A 16,453-nucleotide genomic window follows, 5' to 3' on the forward strand; every position below is an offset into this window, starting at 1 on the left:
TACTTTTTCCTTTTATTTTATGTATTTTTTTTCTTTAGGGAAGCTTTATATTCTAAATAAGCTTTTTTGTGATTAGCATCACGATATTGTTCGATTCCCTTTTGAATAATTTGTTTAACATTATTCGCAATTAATTCTGTTGGTTTTGTCATAAAAGTATCTGGTTTAATTGGCTTATGAAAAACAATATGAACATATTTTTTCCCCTTCTTTTTCTGCTCTTTGTTAAAAATTGGATAAGAATTAATTATTGAAACCGGAATAATTGGGGCATGTGCTTTTTGAGCAATTTTAAAACTACCCGCATGAAATTCTCCCATTTCTTGATTGCGGCTCCGAGTTCCTTCTGGAAAAACAACCATTGTTCTTGGTACTCGAATTAAATCATTAGCCTCTTTCATTAATTCTAAAGCTTGGCGGGGATTATCGCGGTCCAAAAATAAAACATCAATTAATGCTAGAAAATTTTTAAATGTTTTATCGTTTGCTAATTCTTTTTTAGCAATAAAAGCACATGGTGCTGTTTTATTAAAATCATTTAAAACAAATAATAAGGCTGGATCAACATTTGATTGGTGATTTGCCACCATTAAACAGCCTTTATCAATCCAATTGTCACGATCATGGACAATTATTTTCACATCATATACTCAAAGCATATAACGTGTTCGTTTTTGTAATCAATGATAACGATATTCTTCAGAAACAATATTTGGATCTCGTTTAATTTTTTTACTGATACTTTTTGCCTTTGTAATTGTTCGTAAAAATCGTGGCCAAGTAAGAATAATTTTTCAAATATTTAACATACTAATTTTGTTCCTTTCTCTTATAATATTTTATTACAAATTGTTCTGATTCAACAATTTTAATTAATATAAATTGTGTTAAATCAAATGCTGGAAAATAAGTATCTCCTTCATATTTTCCTTTAATATAACTAATAATTAATTCATCAGCATATGGTAATGTTGCTTCATAAATTTTTTTTCCACCACAAATGTAAATATCATCTGTTGGATTATTCTGATAAAAGTCAATAATAGCACGCAAGTTCGTTACAACTTTAACATCAGGATGATTAATCACATAATCTTGTTTAGTTGTTAAAACTAATGTTTTTCGATTTGGTAACGGTCTGCCAATTCCTTCATAAGTTAAACGACCAAATAATATTGTTTGACCAACTGTTGTTGTTTTAAAATGTTGTAACTCCTCTTTTAAATGTCACGGTAAATGATTATTTTGCCCAATTAAATTATTTTCATCCATTGCTCATAATAACTTAATCATTAAACAGCAACAGCTCCTTTAATTAAAGGTGCGGGATCATAATTCTCAAGGGTAATATCCTCATAGACAAAATCAAACAAAGAGGTAATTGCTGGGTTTAACTTTAATGTTGGTAATTTACGTGGTGTTCTTGTTAACTGCTCGTTGATTTGTGCAAAATGATTTTTATAAATATGGCAATCACCTAATGTATAGACAAAATCACCAACTTTTAAGCCAGAAACCTGCGCAATTAAATGTGTTAACAATGAATAACTTGCAATATTAAAAGGAACCCCTAAAAAAACATCGGCACTACGTTGATATAATTGGCAACTTAACTTATTATCTTTTGAAACATAAAATTGTACTAAAGTATGACATGGCGGTAAAGCCATTTTTTCAATTTCAGCTGGATTTCAAGCACTAATAATATGACGACGTGAATATGGATTACTTTTTAAATTATCTAATAAAGTTGCCAATTGATCAATACCATTAAAATTTCGTCATTGCTTGCCATACACAGGACCTAAATCACCAAAAGCAGTTGCAAAAATGGGATCTGTTTTAATTTTTTCTACAAATTCATTTAATGATTCATTTTGATATTGTGGTGATGCTTTATATTTTTCATATGGTCATTCATTTCAAATTCGAACATTATTATCAACCAAATACTTAATATTTGTATCTCCCTTAATAAACCACAATAATTCATAAACAACTGACTTAAAATGAACTTTTTTGGTTGTCAATAATGGAAAACCTTCCTGTAAATTAAAACGCATTTGATAACCAAAATAAGAAATTGTTCCAGTATTTGTGCGGTCTTCTTTTTCTTGACCATGTTCTAAAATAAATCGTGTCATCTTAAGATATTGTTCCATTAACTTTCACCTGTTTTCTATTTTTCCATACTTAAATCTTACCTTATTTCAAAATAAAATCATCGAAAAAAATAAAAAAAATATTAGCAATATTATTTTTTTGTGTTATCATATGATTAATCAATTAAGAGGTGAATGGCAATGAATAAATTTTTAAAACATATCATTAAAAAAATTAAGTTTTCATTAAGTTTATTTATTCCTGGTACCTTTAATTCTTTGCGTAGTAAATATGGCAATGATACAGAATTTGATTATGCATATATTTTAACTGATTCAATTCACCAAGAAAATGTCATTAATGAAACAGAAGTTACTTTAATTAACGAGGAAAATAATTGTCAATATAATAAACAAATTGTCCGAAAAATTAATTGTTTTACAAAACCAAGTCAAAATGTTGTTTTAGTATTATTAGGTTTTGTTGTTTGATTTTTTAAAGTCAAAAAGAATACTTTACCACCACAAGTACTATAAAATAATACAAGCAAAATAAATTAACGACCTAAAATATATAACAAAATAATTTTTTCAAATATAACCTTTCAAATTTAAATAATGTATAAGAAGTCTAGATCTAACCCTTATCTAGGCTTTTTTTATTAATAACAAAGAAATAAAAAACAAGGAATTACTCCTTGTTTTTTATATTCTCTTAAAATCAGGGATCAAACGGAACATCAAGCCCAAATCAACCATTAATTAAGTCATGAACTACATCTAAATTAAAATATAACATAATGATTGTTACGATTGCAACAATTAAGACAGCCAAGACAACAATTAGGACTATTGCTCAGATTGGCAATCTACGTTTTCGTGGTTCTTCGTCATACCCTACAACATTTGGGTTATTCATTGTTTGATTAAGTTCATTGTTTTGTGCAAATGGCATTTTAACAGGGTCAATTTTCCCTAATACAGCACCATTTGCATCAAATTCTGAGGCTGGATTAAAATCAGTTGGTGTATTAAAACTAGGAGCCGCATTAAAGTCTGGTGTTGGTCCAAAACTTGCTCCTTGGTCATTAAAACTATTTGTTGGACTAAAACTTGAATTTAATTGCCCAAAATTATTTTCAGCATTGAAACCAGGAGCAGCAAAATTATTACCTGGTGAATTAAAATTATTATTTTGATTAAAATCAGGATTTGTAAATGGTGTTGAACCAAAGTCATTATTGTCATCACTATCTAAATTTTTTGTAAATGGTGCAAAATCATCATCAAATTCATCATTAAAATCATTATTAAAGCCAGCAAAATCATCATCATTTTTTTGTTGTTGTTTCATTAAATCAGAATTCATAATTGTAAAATGATTATTATCATCACGACCATGGCCCTCAACTCCCGAATGGCCAGTTTCCTGCGACGAATATTGCGGCATTGATTGATATTGTTGTGTTAAATCTGGTCCTGCTAATGGTGGATAGCCCATCATCATTCCCGGATACTGTGGCATTTGCGGATAGCCCATCATCATTCCCGGATACTGTGGCATTTGCGGATAGCCCATCATCATTCCCGGATACTGTGGCATTTGCGGATAGCCCATCATCATTCCCGGATACTGTGGCATCATCCCATACTGATTCATCCCCCCCACATTAGAAGTATTATTCATAACTGGCATTACGTATGGTTGGTAAATAATTGGTTGATAAATTGGTTTATTATATTGTGCCTGCACTGATGTTCCATTAATTCCTAATGATTGTGAAATATATGATGGGTTAAAAGCTGGATTAGGGTCTGCTTTAAAACCATCTTTTTCTGTTGGAACTTTAATTGGTTTTGACAAGGGTGTTAACGGAGGTTTTTGGTTAAATAAACTATCACTAGTTGTATTATTGTTAGGCCCAAAAGAGATCGAATGATTGTCTACTCCTTCAGTAGTTTTTACTCCACTATTATTCATGTGATACCCTCCATTTTAATATGCCCACTTTGTTTTATAAGTATATTATACTATAAATTTACAAAAAAATAAATAAAACTATTGTCAAAAATAAAAGAAAAGTATATAATTTTTATATTTTATTTTTTCAATGACGGTTTTTATTTTGTAAATATTCTTGATCCATTTTATTTACTTCATTAAAAATGCTATGACGGTTTTTATGTCAGAATAAATATAAAATAGTTGCTACAATAAACCCCGAAATTAAATCATTAAAACCTAACATAATAAAATAATAAATATTATTTTTTGTTGTTCCATCTGATAATCCACTAGCAATAAAGGCTCCTATTAACATTAAAACTGGCAATACAATAAGAGTTCGAAGCGAGGAACATAATGCCGCTTTACGAACATTATTCATTCCTTGAAATAATGAAACACCCATAAAGGAAATAGCAGCACACGGATAACTCATTAACATTAAGACTGATGTTCACCGATATTGCTCAACTAATGATTGTGGAAAAGCAAAAGTCATTAGTAGTTGTGGTCCAAGGCCAATAAATAATAAGAGCACAAAAAATAATCAAGACCCAATGATAATTAACCCATATCAACAAGTTTGATACATCCGTAAATATTTCCTTGCCCCATAATTATATCCAATAATTGATTTAATTCCTTGAGCAATCCCTAATGCAATTGCTGTAAAAAAAGCAACCCATGGACTCATCGCACTATTAAATAATTGAAAAGATGATAAACCACTTTGTTGTTTTTCAGCAGATTGGCCTGGCAAATGAGTCATAATTGTTGATGACAAAATGGAAACTAAAACAATTCCTAAATTATTAATAAATGATGAAAATCCTAACCGAAAAATTTCTTTTACAGTTGTTTTACGAAAATAAAACAGATCTTTTCAGTGAAACCGTAAATATGAATCCTTATTTTGATAAATACAAATTAACGAAACAACAATAATAAAAACTCAAGAAATAATAGTCCCAAACATCGTTCCTTCTAATAACAAATTAGCATACTTTACTAATATGATCGAAAAGAAGACATTAACCAAGATTGAACCAATAGTAATATAAACTGCAATCCGCCCTTTTCCATCAGTACGTAATAAAGTTAATAGTAAGTAACTAACAAACATTAAGGGACTTGCAAGTAACATTGGAAAAACATAGCGCCAAGTTAAATCCTGTGTAATTCATGCTCCTTTTTTACTTAATTGAATAAAAATCATAATATTGTCTCACTTAGGAAAAACTAAACAAAAAACAAAAAAAGCTGCTACAATTGAAAATAAAATCGTAATTGTTAAGGCATTCCCTGCTAAAGATTGCGTTTGTTGTTTATTATTTTGCCCATATTTAATCGCAAAAGTAATTGAAGTCCCAATTGCAATTAAAATAGCAAATGAAAAAAGCAAGTTATAGATTTGACCTGAAAAATGAGTTGCTAAATTAACAAAGATTTTTGCCCCGCCATAAGTTAAAATCCCATTATTAATATCAATATTTTCTCTATACCAATCTAAATAAGATTAATAATGATAAGCATTAGGTGTTACAAATGTTAAAGCAATTAATTTGTCTAGAATCGGATATGAAGCTGAAATTGCCATTACAAAAACAGTTGGTAATGAAAACATAAAAATTATTTTTCATAAATTATCATAACGTAACTTAATTTCATTTTTTGAAAAAACATTTTTATTCATTAACACCCTTCCCTTTCTGCAAATTTCTTTACTGTTAATTTTATCGTAATTTCAAAAACATTACTAGAAAAAAGAAAGTGATATTAAATAAAAATCTATTTAATATCACTTTCTAAAGAAATTTTGTCAACAACATTAGCTTGTAAATTATCCCGATTTTGTTGTTCGAAATCATCTGGATGATCAATTAATTTTGTTTTATTTTTCCGTCAAGTTGAAATTAGCATTGGGCCAATAATAAAGGCACAAATTAAATCGTTTAAACCAACTAGAATAAAATAATCAATATTATTACCAGTTAATAAACTAACTCCATAACCAATAAACGATAATGGCACCATTACAATTAATGAACGAAGCATTGAACAAATTAGGGTTTGTGTTGATTTGCCAATTGCAGAATATAGCGCCATTGAAGTATAAGTTACTGAGGCAAAAATATAAGTTGAAAATGCTAAAACAGTATATCATCGATAGTGTCCAACTAGTTCCTGCGGAAAATTATAAATTAACATCATTTTATCAGCAAATGCTAAAATTATAGCAAAAACAAATGTAAACCATGCTAACTCCAAAATTGCAATGCGAAAAATAATTTGTTCAATTCGTTTATATTTTTTTGCTCCAAAAGCATAAGCACAAATAGCAGTTGCTCCTTGAGCTAAACCAACCCCGGCTGAAGTAAAAATAACAATGAATGGGGAAATGGTTGAATAAACTAATTGACAAATATAAATTCCAACTGAAGTTGCCAATACTTTTTGACCATTAACAGTAATTAAAACATCATCTTGACCTGGTAAATGAACAACTAAAATTGTTGAAATTAAAACTTGAATTGCCATTGCAAAATTAAGAAAGAAGGAACCAATTCCAATTGGAAATGAGCGTTTAATAATTTCACGAGATCATATCATATCCTTTCAACTAAATTTACAATATGAATTCTTTGAAAAAATAATAACACTCGCCGAAAAAACAATGTTAAAAATTCATGCCATCATACTACCCATCATTACACCCGACATTTGTAAATGGGCTAATTTTGCAAAAACAAACGAAAATAAAACATTAACTGGAATTGAAATAATTTGCATTATTAAAACAATAAATACTTTTCCTTCTGTGCGAAGGAAAGTTGGTAAAGCAAACGATAAAAATAGTAGTGGCGCACAGAAAATAAATACTCGTGAATATTCTCATGCTAAAGTAATATAACGACTTTGTGCCAGTCCTGACATGCCCCCATTCATTTGGGCTTTTACTAATAATGCTCCAAAATGTTCATTCATTAAAAAGAATAAAACTAAAGCAACAACAATTGATAAAGTAATTTGTAAACCAATCATGTTACCAACAATTCGGCGCATCTGTGTAATATTACGTCGTCCATATTCCATTGAAAAAACAATTGATGCCCCAACACCAAATAATGCTGCAAAAGCAAATAAGGTGTAAAATGCTGTCATTGTATAACCCGTTGTAATATTTACTAAATTATTTGCTGTATGTTCATCAATATTAAAACGATTCATAATATCTAAACTTGTAAAATTTTGGGCCATATTTTTATCAATAATGTTATATAACCCTTGAATAACCATGATTAAAACCATTGGACCACAAAAATACCAAATTGCAGATCATGGTTTTGCATAACGTAATTTATGTTCACGTTTTGTCATTATTAATTTTTCTTCCATTATATTTCCTCATTGTTCTTTCTACATTGATAAATAAAATCTAAATTAATAACGATTAGTTATAAATTAGATTCTTGTAATTGGACCATTCATTTGTTATTAAAATTGTTATTTATTATACTTTGTAATAAGGATAAATTACAAAACTGCTGATAAAACAGCTTTAATGTGTTCAACTGGCGCAACTTTTCGTCATTCTTCAATAATTTCAAAATCATTATTCAACAAAAAAGTACTACGTTCAATTCCCATATAAACATTATTAAACATTTTCTTTTGTTTCAATACATCAAACATTTTAGATAATTTTTCATCAATATCACAAATCATTGGAAATTCAACAGCATTATCTTGCTGAAATTTAGTCTGTTTTTTTAAATTGTCTCGGCTAATACCAATAACATTATAGCCTGCCGCTAAAAATTTTGAATAATAACGATTATAAGCAACCGTTTCTAAAGTACAACCTGCTGTTGCTGCTTTTGGAAAAAAATAAAAGATATAACCCTTTTCTTTTTGAAAAGCAGAAATTAAATGTTCCTTCCCATCAGTAAATAAAAATTTTTCTTGTTTTAAATTCATGTGCAATAACCTCCCATTATTATCATAATAGAAAAGACAATAATAATTGATTACTGTCTTTGAAAAAGTTTTATTAAATACTTTGTTACTTCTAATTTATTTTTTAAGATATTAAATGATAGTTTTAAATCTAAAAATATTAAATATAACGAAATTTCAGTAATATCAAACTTATATTCTAATTCACTAATTTCTTTTTCAATATTTTTTACTTGGTCGGTAATATTTTCATAATCATCAACAACGGCACTATTGTTTAAACTTGCTCGTTCTTGCAATTCACTAAGATCTAAATTGACAGCTTGAACTGTTAACATTAGTTCATTTAATGACTGTTCAATTTTTTCTTCTCGTAAGGACATCTGTTCTTCTTTTATTTCCATATTATTCTCCACCTACTTTACAAATATAAATATATCATAAAAAAGAATAAAATGGAAAAAGGGACTTTAAAATTACTTTAATAATTAATTATTAACCCTTTAAAACGAGTAACTGAATTAATTGTTTCACGAATTCCTTGTACTCCTTGTCCTGAATCATGAATCCCTAAAAATGGGAATGAATCAGGACCACGTTGCGTACGACCATTAATATTAACAGTTCCTGTTTCTAATTCATTAGCAATTTTAAAAGCAGCATTAATATCATTAGTAAAAATACATGCCTGTAACTTAAAGTTTGATTTATTTGCTAACATAATCATTTCTTCAACATTTTTGCAACGAATAATTGGTAAAACAGGACCAAATGGTTCCTCTCAAGCTAAGCGCATATCTGCTGTAACATGGTCAATTAAAGTTGCACTAAGCAAATTATCTTTTCGTTGATTTCCAACAACTAAAGTTGCTTTTTTTGCTAAAGCATCATCGATTAATCCTTGAACAAATTCAGCAGCCTTAATATCAATTAGTGGAATAATTGCTTTGTTTTCTAATGGTGACCCCATTTCTAACTTGCTAACTTCTGTTTTTAATAGCGTAACTAATTCATCCGCGATTGTTTCATCAACTAATACTCGCTTAATTGCTGTACAGCGTTGTCCTGAGTATGAATAAGCACCACTAATAATTTCTTTTACTGTTTTTGTCAAATCAGCATCTTTCAACACCAATGCTGGGTCTTTTCCACCTAATTCTAACACCAAATCTTTTCCATGTCCTAATTTACGAATGTGATTTCCAACCGCAACAGAACCAGTAAAAGAAATTACATCAATTTCTGGATTTAAAACTAATAAGTCACCAATATCACGACCACGACCCGTTACAACATTAAATACCCCTTTGGGAAAACCGACTTCATGGGCTAACTTTGCCATATATAAGCCAGTTAAACTACCATTTGTTGCTGGCTTAAAAACAACGCTATTCCCAAGAACCAAACTTGGGGCAATTTTAGCAATACTTAAGTTAACCGGATAATTAAATGGTGAAATTGCCAAAACAACACCCTTAGGAACTCGTGAAAAAATTCCAAGTTTATTTTTTACATTTCAACCATCACCAGTTAAAGTTTCTGGAAAAACTCGTTTTGCTTCTTCAATTGTATAATCAATATAATCAATGCTTCGTTCAACTTCAACTTGACCATCTTTTAAACTTTTTCCAACTTCATAAGCCATAATTTTTGCTAATTCTACTTTATGAATTAACAACAAATCTGCTCATTTTCGTAAGTAACTGATTCGTTCAAACAAAGTTAATTTTGCTCAAGCTTTTTGTGCTTGTCGTGCTGTTTGAAAAGCCTGATTAATTTCTTTTTCTTTTAACGCTGGAACACGTCCATAAGGTTTATTATTAAGTGGTGATATAATTTCTAATCAATCACCATTATTCATTAATTCGCCATTAATTAATGCATTTAATTCTAAGTTCATTTTCACTGCCTCTTTTCTTTTCATATTTATTCTACTTTTATTCTATGCTTTTTTAAAATTATTAAAAGTTAATTTCATCATTTATCTTATTGTTTTTAATAAAATTGGTTAATTTTGTTAAAGCACGTTCACTATATGCTAAATACTTATCAGCTTTTACTTTAAAATGCTGGTCAAGACTAGGAACAATTCCAAAGTTGGCCTTCATTGGTTGAAAATTAGTTGGCGAAGCATTAATAATATAATTTGTTAATGATCCCATCATTGTTTCTGGAGGGAAAGTTAACATTGTTTTCTTATTTAAAGTGTTTGCAATATTAAGAGCACTAATAATTCCAGTTGCTGCTGATTCAACATAACCTTCTACTCCAATAATCTGACCAGCAAAGAAAATATTTTGGTGGGATTTTAATTGTAAAAATTGATTTAGTAATACTGGTGAATTAATAAAATTATTTTTATGAATGACACCATAACGCACAATATTAGCATTTTCTAAGCCCGGAATCATGGTCAAAAGACGTTTTTGTTCAGGAAATTTTAAATTAGTTTGGAATCCCACAACATTATACAAAGTATCAATTGCATCATCTTGCCGTAATTGAATAACAGCATATGGTCGTTCACCATTTGGTTTTTCCAAACCAACTGGTTTTAACGGGCCAAATAACAATGATTTAATGCCCCGCTTTGCCATTATTTCAATTGGCATACATCCTTCAAAATAAATTTCTTTTTCAAATTCACGTAAGGCAACTGTCTCCGCTGTAATCAATGCTTGAACTCATATTTCAAATTCTGCTTTTGTCATTGGACAATTAATATAATCTTTACCTTCCCCTTTATCATAACGAGACTTATAGTAAACCTTCTGAAAATCAATACTTTCTTTTGTAATAATTGGTGCTGCTGCATCATAAAAATAAAAGTACTCTTTTCCTAATAATTGTTGAATCTCATTTTGTAAACTTGGTGTTGTTAATGGTCCTGATGTAATTAAAGTAATTGCTGTTAAATCAATTTTTGTAACTTCTTGGTCAATTAAAGTTACATTAGGATGTTTTGTTAACCAACTTGTAATATAATCTGAAAACTGTTGACGATCAACCGCCAAAGCACCACCAGCTGGGACTCGACTAGCATAAGCAGCCTTAATAATTAATGAATCAAAAGCTAGCATTTCTTGCTTTAATAAACCAACGCCATTTGTTAAACTATCGCTTCGTAATGAATTTGAACAAACTAATTCCGCAAAAGTATCTTGCTTTTGCACAGGGTTTTTATTAATTCGTTTACTTTCATATAAGTTAACTTGCATTCCTCTTCTTGCCAACTGATAAGCCGCTTCCGTTCCAGCTAAACCAGCACCAATAATATTAATTTTTGGTTTTACCATAAACTACCTTCTCTTTTAACTGTTCATATTGTTCCAAATACTTTGTATATTTTTCTTGTTCAATTTGAATTTTTTCCGGACTCGCTTTTGCTAAAAAGTTTTGGTTATTCAAAATATTTTTACTACGAATAAGTTCTTCTTCTAACCGTTTTAATTCCGTGGTGATTTTTGTTTGTTCAGCTGCTAAATCAATAATATCGGTAGCAATTACTTCTAAAATTACATTTGTTAAGGGAACTGTGACATACGTTTGTTTAAGGTCCTTTTCTTTTAGAATACCTTTAATTTCACTATTTACCATTTTAAAAATAAAATCATTAATTAATGAGATTATTGTGTTATCAATTTTAGTTTTATTATTTGTTACATCCAATCAAATTTCAATTAATTGTTGTTTTTTAATTTGATAATTGTTTCGTATTTCGCGCATTGCACCAATAATTTCTGTTACTAAATTTAAGTATTCAACATCATAATTAAAATTCGTTGTTGGATATGTTTCTAACATAATTGATGCTTTTAAATTTAATTTTTGATAAATTTCTTCAGTAACAAATGGAATAAAGGGATGTAACATCACCAAAATTTGCTTTAAAACATAAAACAATGTTTGTTTTGTTACTGTTTTAATTGTTTGATTATCACTTTGTAAATTAACTTTTGTTAATTCAATATATCATGAACAAAACTTATTTCATACAAAATCATACAAATCTTTACCAACTAAAACAAACTCATATCGTTCCATATTGACTTTAACTTTACTAATTGTTTTTGTTAACTCTGTTAAAATTCATTGATCAATTGCACTTTCTTGATGCTTAGTTAATAATTCTTTAATTTCTTGATCAAAATTTGTAAATGGTTGAAAATCACTTGATAAATTCATTTCCACATAACGCGCAGCATTTCACAACTTGTTAATAAAATTTCAAGCACCGTTAATTTTTTCTTGTGAATATCGTAAATCTTGTCCTGGAGCACTATTTGTCACTAAAAAGTAACGCAAAGTATCAGTGCCATAATCATTAATGACATCCATTGGATCAATCCCATTTCCCAACGATTTACTCATTTTGCGTCCTTCTTCATCACGAATCAAACCATGAATTAAAACATCATTAAAAGGTTTCTTATTAGTAAATTCTAATGAATCGAACATCATTCTTGAAACTCAAAAGAAAATAATATCATAACCAGTTACTAAAACATTAGTTGGAAAATAGCGTTGAAATAATGTTTCATCTCAATTTCACCCTAATGTTGTCATTGGCCATAATGCTGATGAAAATCATGTGTCTAAAACATCTTCATCTTGTAATCAATTATTTGTATTATCTGGTGGAGTTAATCCAACATGAATTTTAGTAGGGTCATCTTTCATATATCACGCTGGAATTTGATGCCCCCATCATAGTTGCCGTGAAATACATCAATCTTGAATCTTTTCCATTCAATTGATTAATGTTGTATTAAAACGTGAAGGGTAAAAGTTAATTTGCTCATTTGTTCTTTGAAATTTAATAATTTTTTCAGCAAAATAATCCATTTTAACAAATCATTGGTCAGATAAATATGGTTCAACAATTGCACCACTTCGTTCGGAAAAACCAACTTGATGAAAATGGTCTTTTATTTCAACAATTAAATTTTGTTTTGTTAAATCAGCAACTAAATTTTCGCGAGCAATAAATCGATCTTGGTTTGCATATTTTCCTGCCATTTCGTTCATTGTTCCATCAGTATTCATACAAATTGGCATTGTTAGATTATGACGCAACGCAATTTCAAAATCGTTTGCATCATGTGCTGGCGTACATTTCATTGCTCCAGTTCCAAATTCCTGGTCAACATAATCATCACAAAGAACAGGAATTAAATCTCCATTAGCAGGGTTAATAACCTTTTTATTCCAATATTGCTGATAACGTTTATCATTTGGATTAACAACAACACATTGATCAGCAAACATTGTTTCTGGTCGGGTTGTCGCAATAGTTAAATATTCACTAGTACTATTTTCTAAAAAATATTTAAAATAATACATTTTACCTTTTTGTTCTTGGTATAAAACCTCAATATTTGATAGTGCTGTTTTTTGCACTGGATCTCACGAAATAATTCGCTTTCCACGATAAATTAATCCTTTTTGATATAAGTCAATAAAAACTTTTTGTACCGCTGATGATAAATTGTTGTTTAAGGTAAATTGTTCACGTGAATAATCTAGTGCTAACCCCAATTTAGCTCATTGAGCGCGGATAACTTCGGCATATTCTTCTTTTCATGCTCAAACTTGCTCAATAAATTTTTCGCGTCCTAAATCATGACGTAAAACATTCTTTGTTATTCGTAAACGTTCCTCAACTTTTGCCTGGGTTGCAATCCCAGCATGATCCATTCCTGGTAAATATAATGTATCAAACCCCATTAATTTTTTATAACGAATAATTAAATCTTGCAAGGTTGTGTCTCACGCATGACCTAAATGTAACTTCCCCGTTACATTTGGCGGTGGAATCACAATACTAAAACTTGGCTTATTACTTTTTACATCCGCAGTAAAATATCCTTTATTTTTTCAAAATTGATACTTACCTTCTTCTACCAGATTATGCTCATATTTTTTGCTTAATTCCTTTGCCATTGAATCTCCTATCTAAATAAAAACTCCTATTATTTTAACAAAATAATAGGAGCAATTATTATTTAATAATTACGGTACCATCCTTTTTTAATAAGTACAAACTTATTATCTTAATTAAAATATCAAGTTGAAATATTAGTAACCTTCACTAAACAAATAAATTAATTTCTCACCACCAATTAACTCTCTGAACTATTTTGTTTAATTACTCCTCTAATATTTATGGTTTTATTATAATTCTTTTTGGATTAATTGCAACAATTTTTCTGGTTTTATCTGTGGAAACCACACACATTTAAGACCACCTAAATCTTTAAAATTAAATTAGGAGGTTTAAAATGATAGCAAGTATTATTACAGAAAACGAGTTATATAAATTACATCGTGGTTTTAAAAAAATGATATGGGCAAGTTACAGCAACTAAGGAAACAAATTATATTTATAATAATTTATTGAATTATTTTAATTTATGTACAAAAGTAAAGACCATTCATGTTACTATTATTATCAAAAAAATTAAATTTTATACTATTTAAACTATTTGAACCAAAAGAAAAACCAAAATTATTTTTTTAGAAACATCATAATATATACACCCATTAAAGTCAAGGTTGTCCTTACCATATCATAATTTATTCTGATTATTCAAAAGACCAAAAGAAAATAAATCGAAATCTTCAATCAACTTTTCATTTTTATTAAGTCATTCTTTAAACCTTAGTAAATCCAATTTTAAGAAATCACTAAAACGAAGACCATCTGGTTTTATAATGGATCTAATTTCTTGTTTTGATAATCTATTATACCCCCAGCCGAATCAATTACCCGAACGCACAACATCATTGAGATATTTTTTCATAACCCCCTTATTAATATATTCAAAATAATTAATAATTAAATTACCAAAATTATTTAACTTTGTGGTAAATCCTGCATTTGAAATTAAAATATTAATATTGTTTTGTTCATAATCATTAGTTACTAATTTTAAGCCCAAAACATTAAAACACTCTAAATTAATCTTAAATTGACCTAAAATAATATTATTATCCTCAATCTTAAAATCTGGTAAAATTTCAGTTTGATAATACGCGACAAAATTAGCCGAGTTTGCTTCGGTTATTTCAAAAATATTTTTACTATTCAGATACTTGAAAAAAGCTACCCCGGCCTTATTATGATCAATTTTAAAATCATCAAATCCCGTGCTGATTGTTGTAATAACATCAACATTGTCATTAAATGTGATTTGATAAGGCTGTAATTCTGCCTTGTTTTTAATTACATCATTAAAATAATTTTGTAACTTTTGCGAAAGAACACTATTATTTTTACTATAATCAATATTAAAGTTATCGTATAATCCTTTAAAATATTTTGTATCCTTATCAAGAATTATTGCTTTAATTGCATCAAAAATATTTTTTCGAAAAACATTCAAAATACCATTTGACACTAATTTTTGAATATTCTGATATAAAGGAACATTATTAGTAATTTCAAATTTATCACCAATTCAAGTAAATAATGTCAAATTTTTAAACTGAATTGTAATTACTGAGTTAAATAAAACTCCTACTGCTTGCAAATCTGATATATTCGCCTCAGAAAACTGTTTTTTAATTTCTACTAAATCAATATAATTAACTCTGGCATTAAACTTATTATTATCTAAAATAATTGGCACTGAATTCAAATAGTAATTAGAATATTCTTGAATTAAATCATTATTAACTATAGTAACAACTTTTTGTAAAACTTGATTAAAAAAGGTAATATATTCGTGATCATTCGTAGCAGTTAAGACATAGTCTTTTTTATTATCATTCACCTTATTGTACAAATTTGCTAACAATGGATTTTGCTCAGAATTAAAATATAAATAATTTTTTAATACATCTTTAATTTTACTTTTTGCTTTTTGATTTATTTCTAATAAAATATTAGTATCTTGGCTATTATCACCAGGATCTTCTTTTGCATTTGGTTTACAACTAACAACAACCGTTGCACTAGTTGCTGATAACAACAAAGCACCTAATAAACTAAGTAATTTTTTCATTTTTAAATCCCCCTTACAAAAATTGTTTATAATTTAATTGTATTTAAAAAAAAAAAAAAAAAAACAAGAGGGTAGTCTTTGTTTAATCACGTTTATATAAGTGCTTCCTTACTAAAAATCCGGACACATTTATGTAATCAAATAAAATATATTTATAAGGAGAATGATAAAAATGGCAACAAATGGTCAAAAATTTAAGAATTACTCAATTAAAGAAAAAACAATTACAATACTTATAATAGTTAATAACAAAGAAAACTATCGTGAAGTTTCAAAAAAACAGGGATTCCTAGTGGCACTATTGCCACTTGAGTATCTAATTATCGTGCTCATAATAATATTAATATTCATGATGATAAAATAAAAAAATATCAATTGAAATA

13 protein-coding genes and 1 pseudogene are annotated in these 16,453 nt (G+C 28.5%); 2 read left to right on the top strand and 12 right to left on the bottom strand.

Features of this window, described 5'->3' with window-relative positions; genetic code table 4:
• Positions 1-17: 17 nt before the first annotated feature.
• From E7Y35_RS02170 to thyA, 3 genes are read right to left on the bottom strand one after another with little or no spacing between them, the layout of a single operon-like run.
• Positions 18-809, bottom strand: coding sequence for a lysophospholipid acyltransferase family protein (locus tag E7Y35_RS02170; RefSeq protein ID WP_283272707.1), 792 nt, complete (start codon positions 807-809; stop codon positions 18-20).
• Between the two features lies 1 nt (position 810).
• The gene (locus E7Y35_RS02175; protein ID WP_283272708.1) at positions 811-1,293 is read right to left on the bottom strand and encodes a dihydrofolate reductase; all 483 of its coding nucleotides are present in this window, start codon (positions 1,291-1,293) and stop codon (positions 811-813) included.
• Positions 1,293-2,162 (bottom strand): thymidylate synthase, encoded by an 870-nt coding sequence (thyA, locus tag E7Y35_RS02180; RefSeq protein WP_283272709.1) that lies wholly within the window; start codon positions 2,160-2,162, stop codon positions 1,293-1,295. Before thyA ends, E7Y35_RS02175 begins: the two co-directional genes overlap by 1 nt.
• 141 nt (positions 2,163-2,303) lie before the next feature.
• Between thyA and E7Y35_RS02185 the strand changes: the two genes are divergently transcribed.
• Positions 2,304-2,639, top strand: coding sequence for a hypothetical protein (locus tag E7Y35_RS02185; protein ID WP_283272710.1), 336 nt, complete (start codon positions 2,304-2,306; stop codon positions 2,637-2,639).
• 178 nt (positions 2,640-2,817) lie between these two features.
• Here E7Y35_RS02185 and E7Y35_RS02190 read toward each other — a convergent pair whose 3' ends face one another.
• From E7Y35_RS02190 to E7Y35_RS02235, 9 genes and pseudogenes are all read right to left on the bottom strand, one after another.
• A complete protein-coding gene (locus E7Y35_RS02190; protein WP_283272711.1) occupies positions 2,818-4,083 on the bottom strand; it encodes a hypothetical protein in 1,266 nt (421 codons plus the stop codon).
• 112 nt (positions 4,084-4,195) lie between these two features.
• Positions 4,196-5,800 (bottom strand): annotated as a pseudogene (locus E7Y35_RS02195) (MATE family efflux transporter).
• Positions 5,801-5,895: 95 nt separating this feature from the next.
• The gene (locus E7Y35_RS02205) at positions 5,896-7,503 is read right to left on the bottom strand and encodes an MATE family efflux transporter (RefSeq protein WP_283272714.1); all 1,608 of its coding nucleotides are present in this window, start codon (positions 7,501-7,503) and stop codon (positions 5,896-5,898) included.
• 138 nt (positions 7,504-7,641) lie between these two features.
• Positions 7,642-8,085: a peroxiredoxin gene (locus E7Y35_RS02210; protein WP_283272715.1), complete on the bottom strand. Its 444-nt coding sequence runs from the start codon at positions 8,083-8,085 to the stop codon at positions 7,642-7,644.
• Between the two features lie 50 nt (positions 8,086-8,135).
• Positions 8,136-8,468 (bottom strand): hypothetical protein, encoded by a 333-nt coding sequence (locus tag E7Y35_RS02215; RefSeq protein WP_283272716.1) that lies wholly within the window; start codon positions 8,466-8,468, stop codon positions 8,136-8,138.
• Positions 8,469-8,545: 77 nt separating this feature from the next.
• Positions 8,546-9,964: an NADP-dependent glyceraldehyde-3-phosphate dehydrogenase gene (locus tag E7Y35_RS02220; protein WP_283272717.1), complete on the bottom strand. Its 1,419-nt coding sequence runs from the start codon at positions 9,962-9,964 to the stop codon at positions 8,546-8,548.
• Between the two features lie 61 nt (positions 9,965-10,025).
• Positions 10,026-11,360, bottom strand: coding sequence for a methylenetetrahydrofolate--tRNA-(uracil(54)-C(5))-methyltransferase (FADH(2)-oxidizing) TrmFO (gene trmFO, locus E7Y35_RS02225; RefSeq protein ID WP_283272718.1), 1,335 nt, complete (start codon positions 11,358-11,360; stop codon positions 10,026-10,028).
• On the bottom strand, positions 11,341-14,007 hold the full coding sequence (locus E7Y35_RS02230) for a valine--tRNA ligase (RefSeq protein ID WP_283272719.1): 2,667 nt from the start codon (positions 14,005-14,007) through the stop codon (positions 11,341-11,343). Before E7Y35_RS02230 ends, trmFO begins: the two co-directional genes overlap by 20 nt.
• 533 nt (positions 14,008-14,540) lie before the next feature.
• On the bottom strand, positions 14,541-16,070 hold the full coding sequence (locus E7Y35_RS02235; RefSeq protein WP_283272720.1) for a lipoprotein: 1,530 nt from the start codon (positions 16,068-16,070) through the stop codon (positions 14,541-14,543).
• 172 nt (positions 16,071-16,242) lie between these two features.
• Between E7Y35_RS02235 and E7Y35_RS02240 the strand changes: the two genes are divergently transcribed.
• The gene (locus E7Y35_RS02240) at positions 16,243-16,434 is read left to right on the top strand and encodes a hypothetical protein (RefSeq protein WP_283272721.1); all 192 of its coding nucleotides are present in this window, start codon (positions 16,243-16,245) and stop codon (positions 16,432-16,434) included.
• The last annotated feature ends 19 nt before the right edge of the window (positions 16,435-16,453 follow it).

The organism is Spiroplasma sp. SV19 (assembly GCF_030060925.1).
Taxonomy (GTDB): Bacteria; Bacillota_I; Bacilli_A; order Mycoplasmatales; family Mycoplasmataceae; genus Spiroplasma.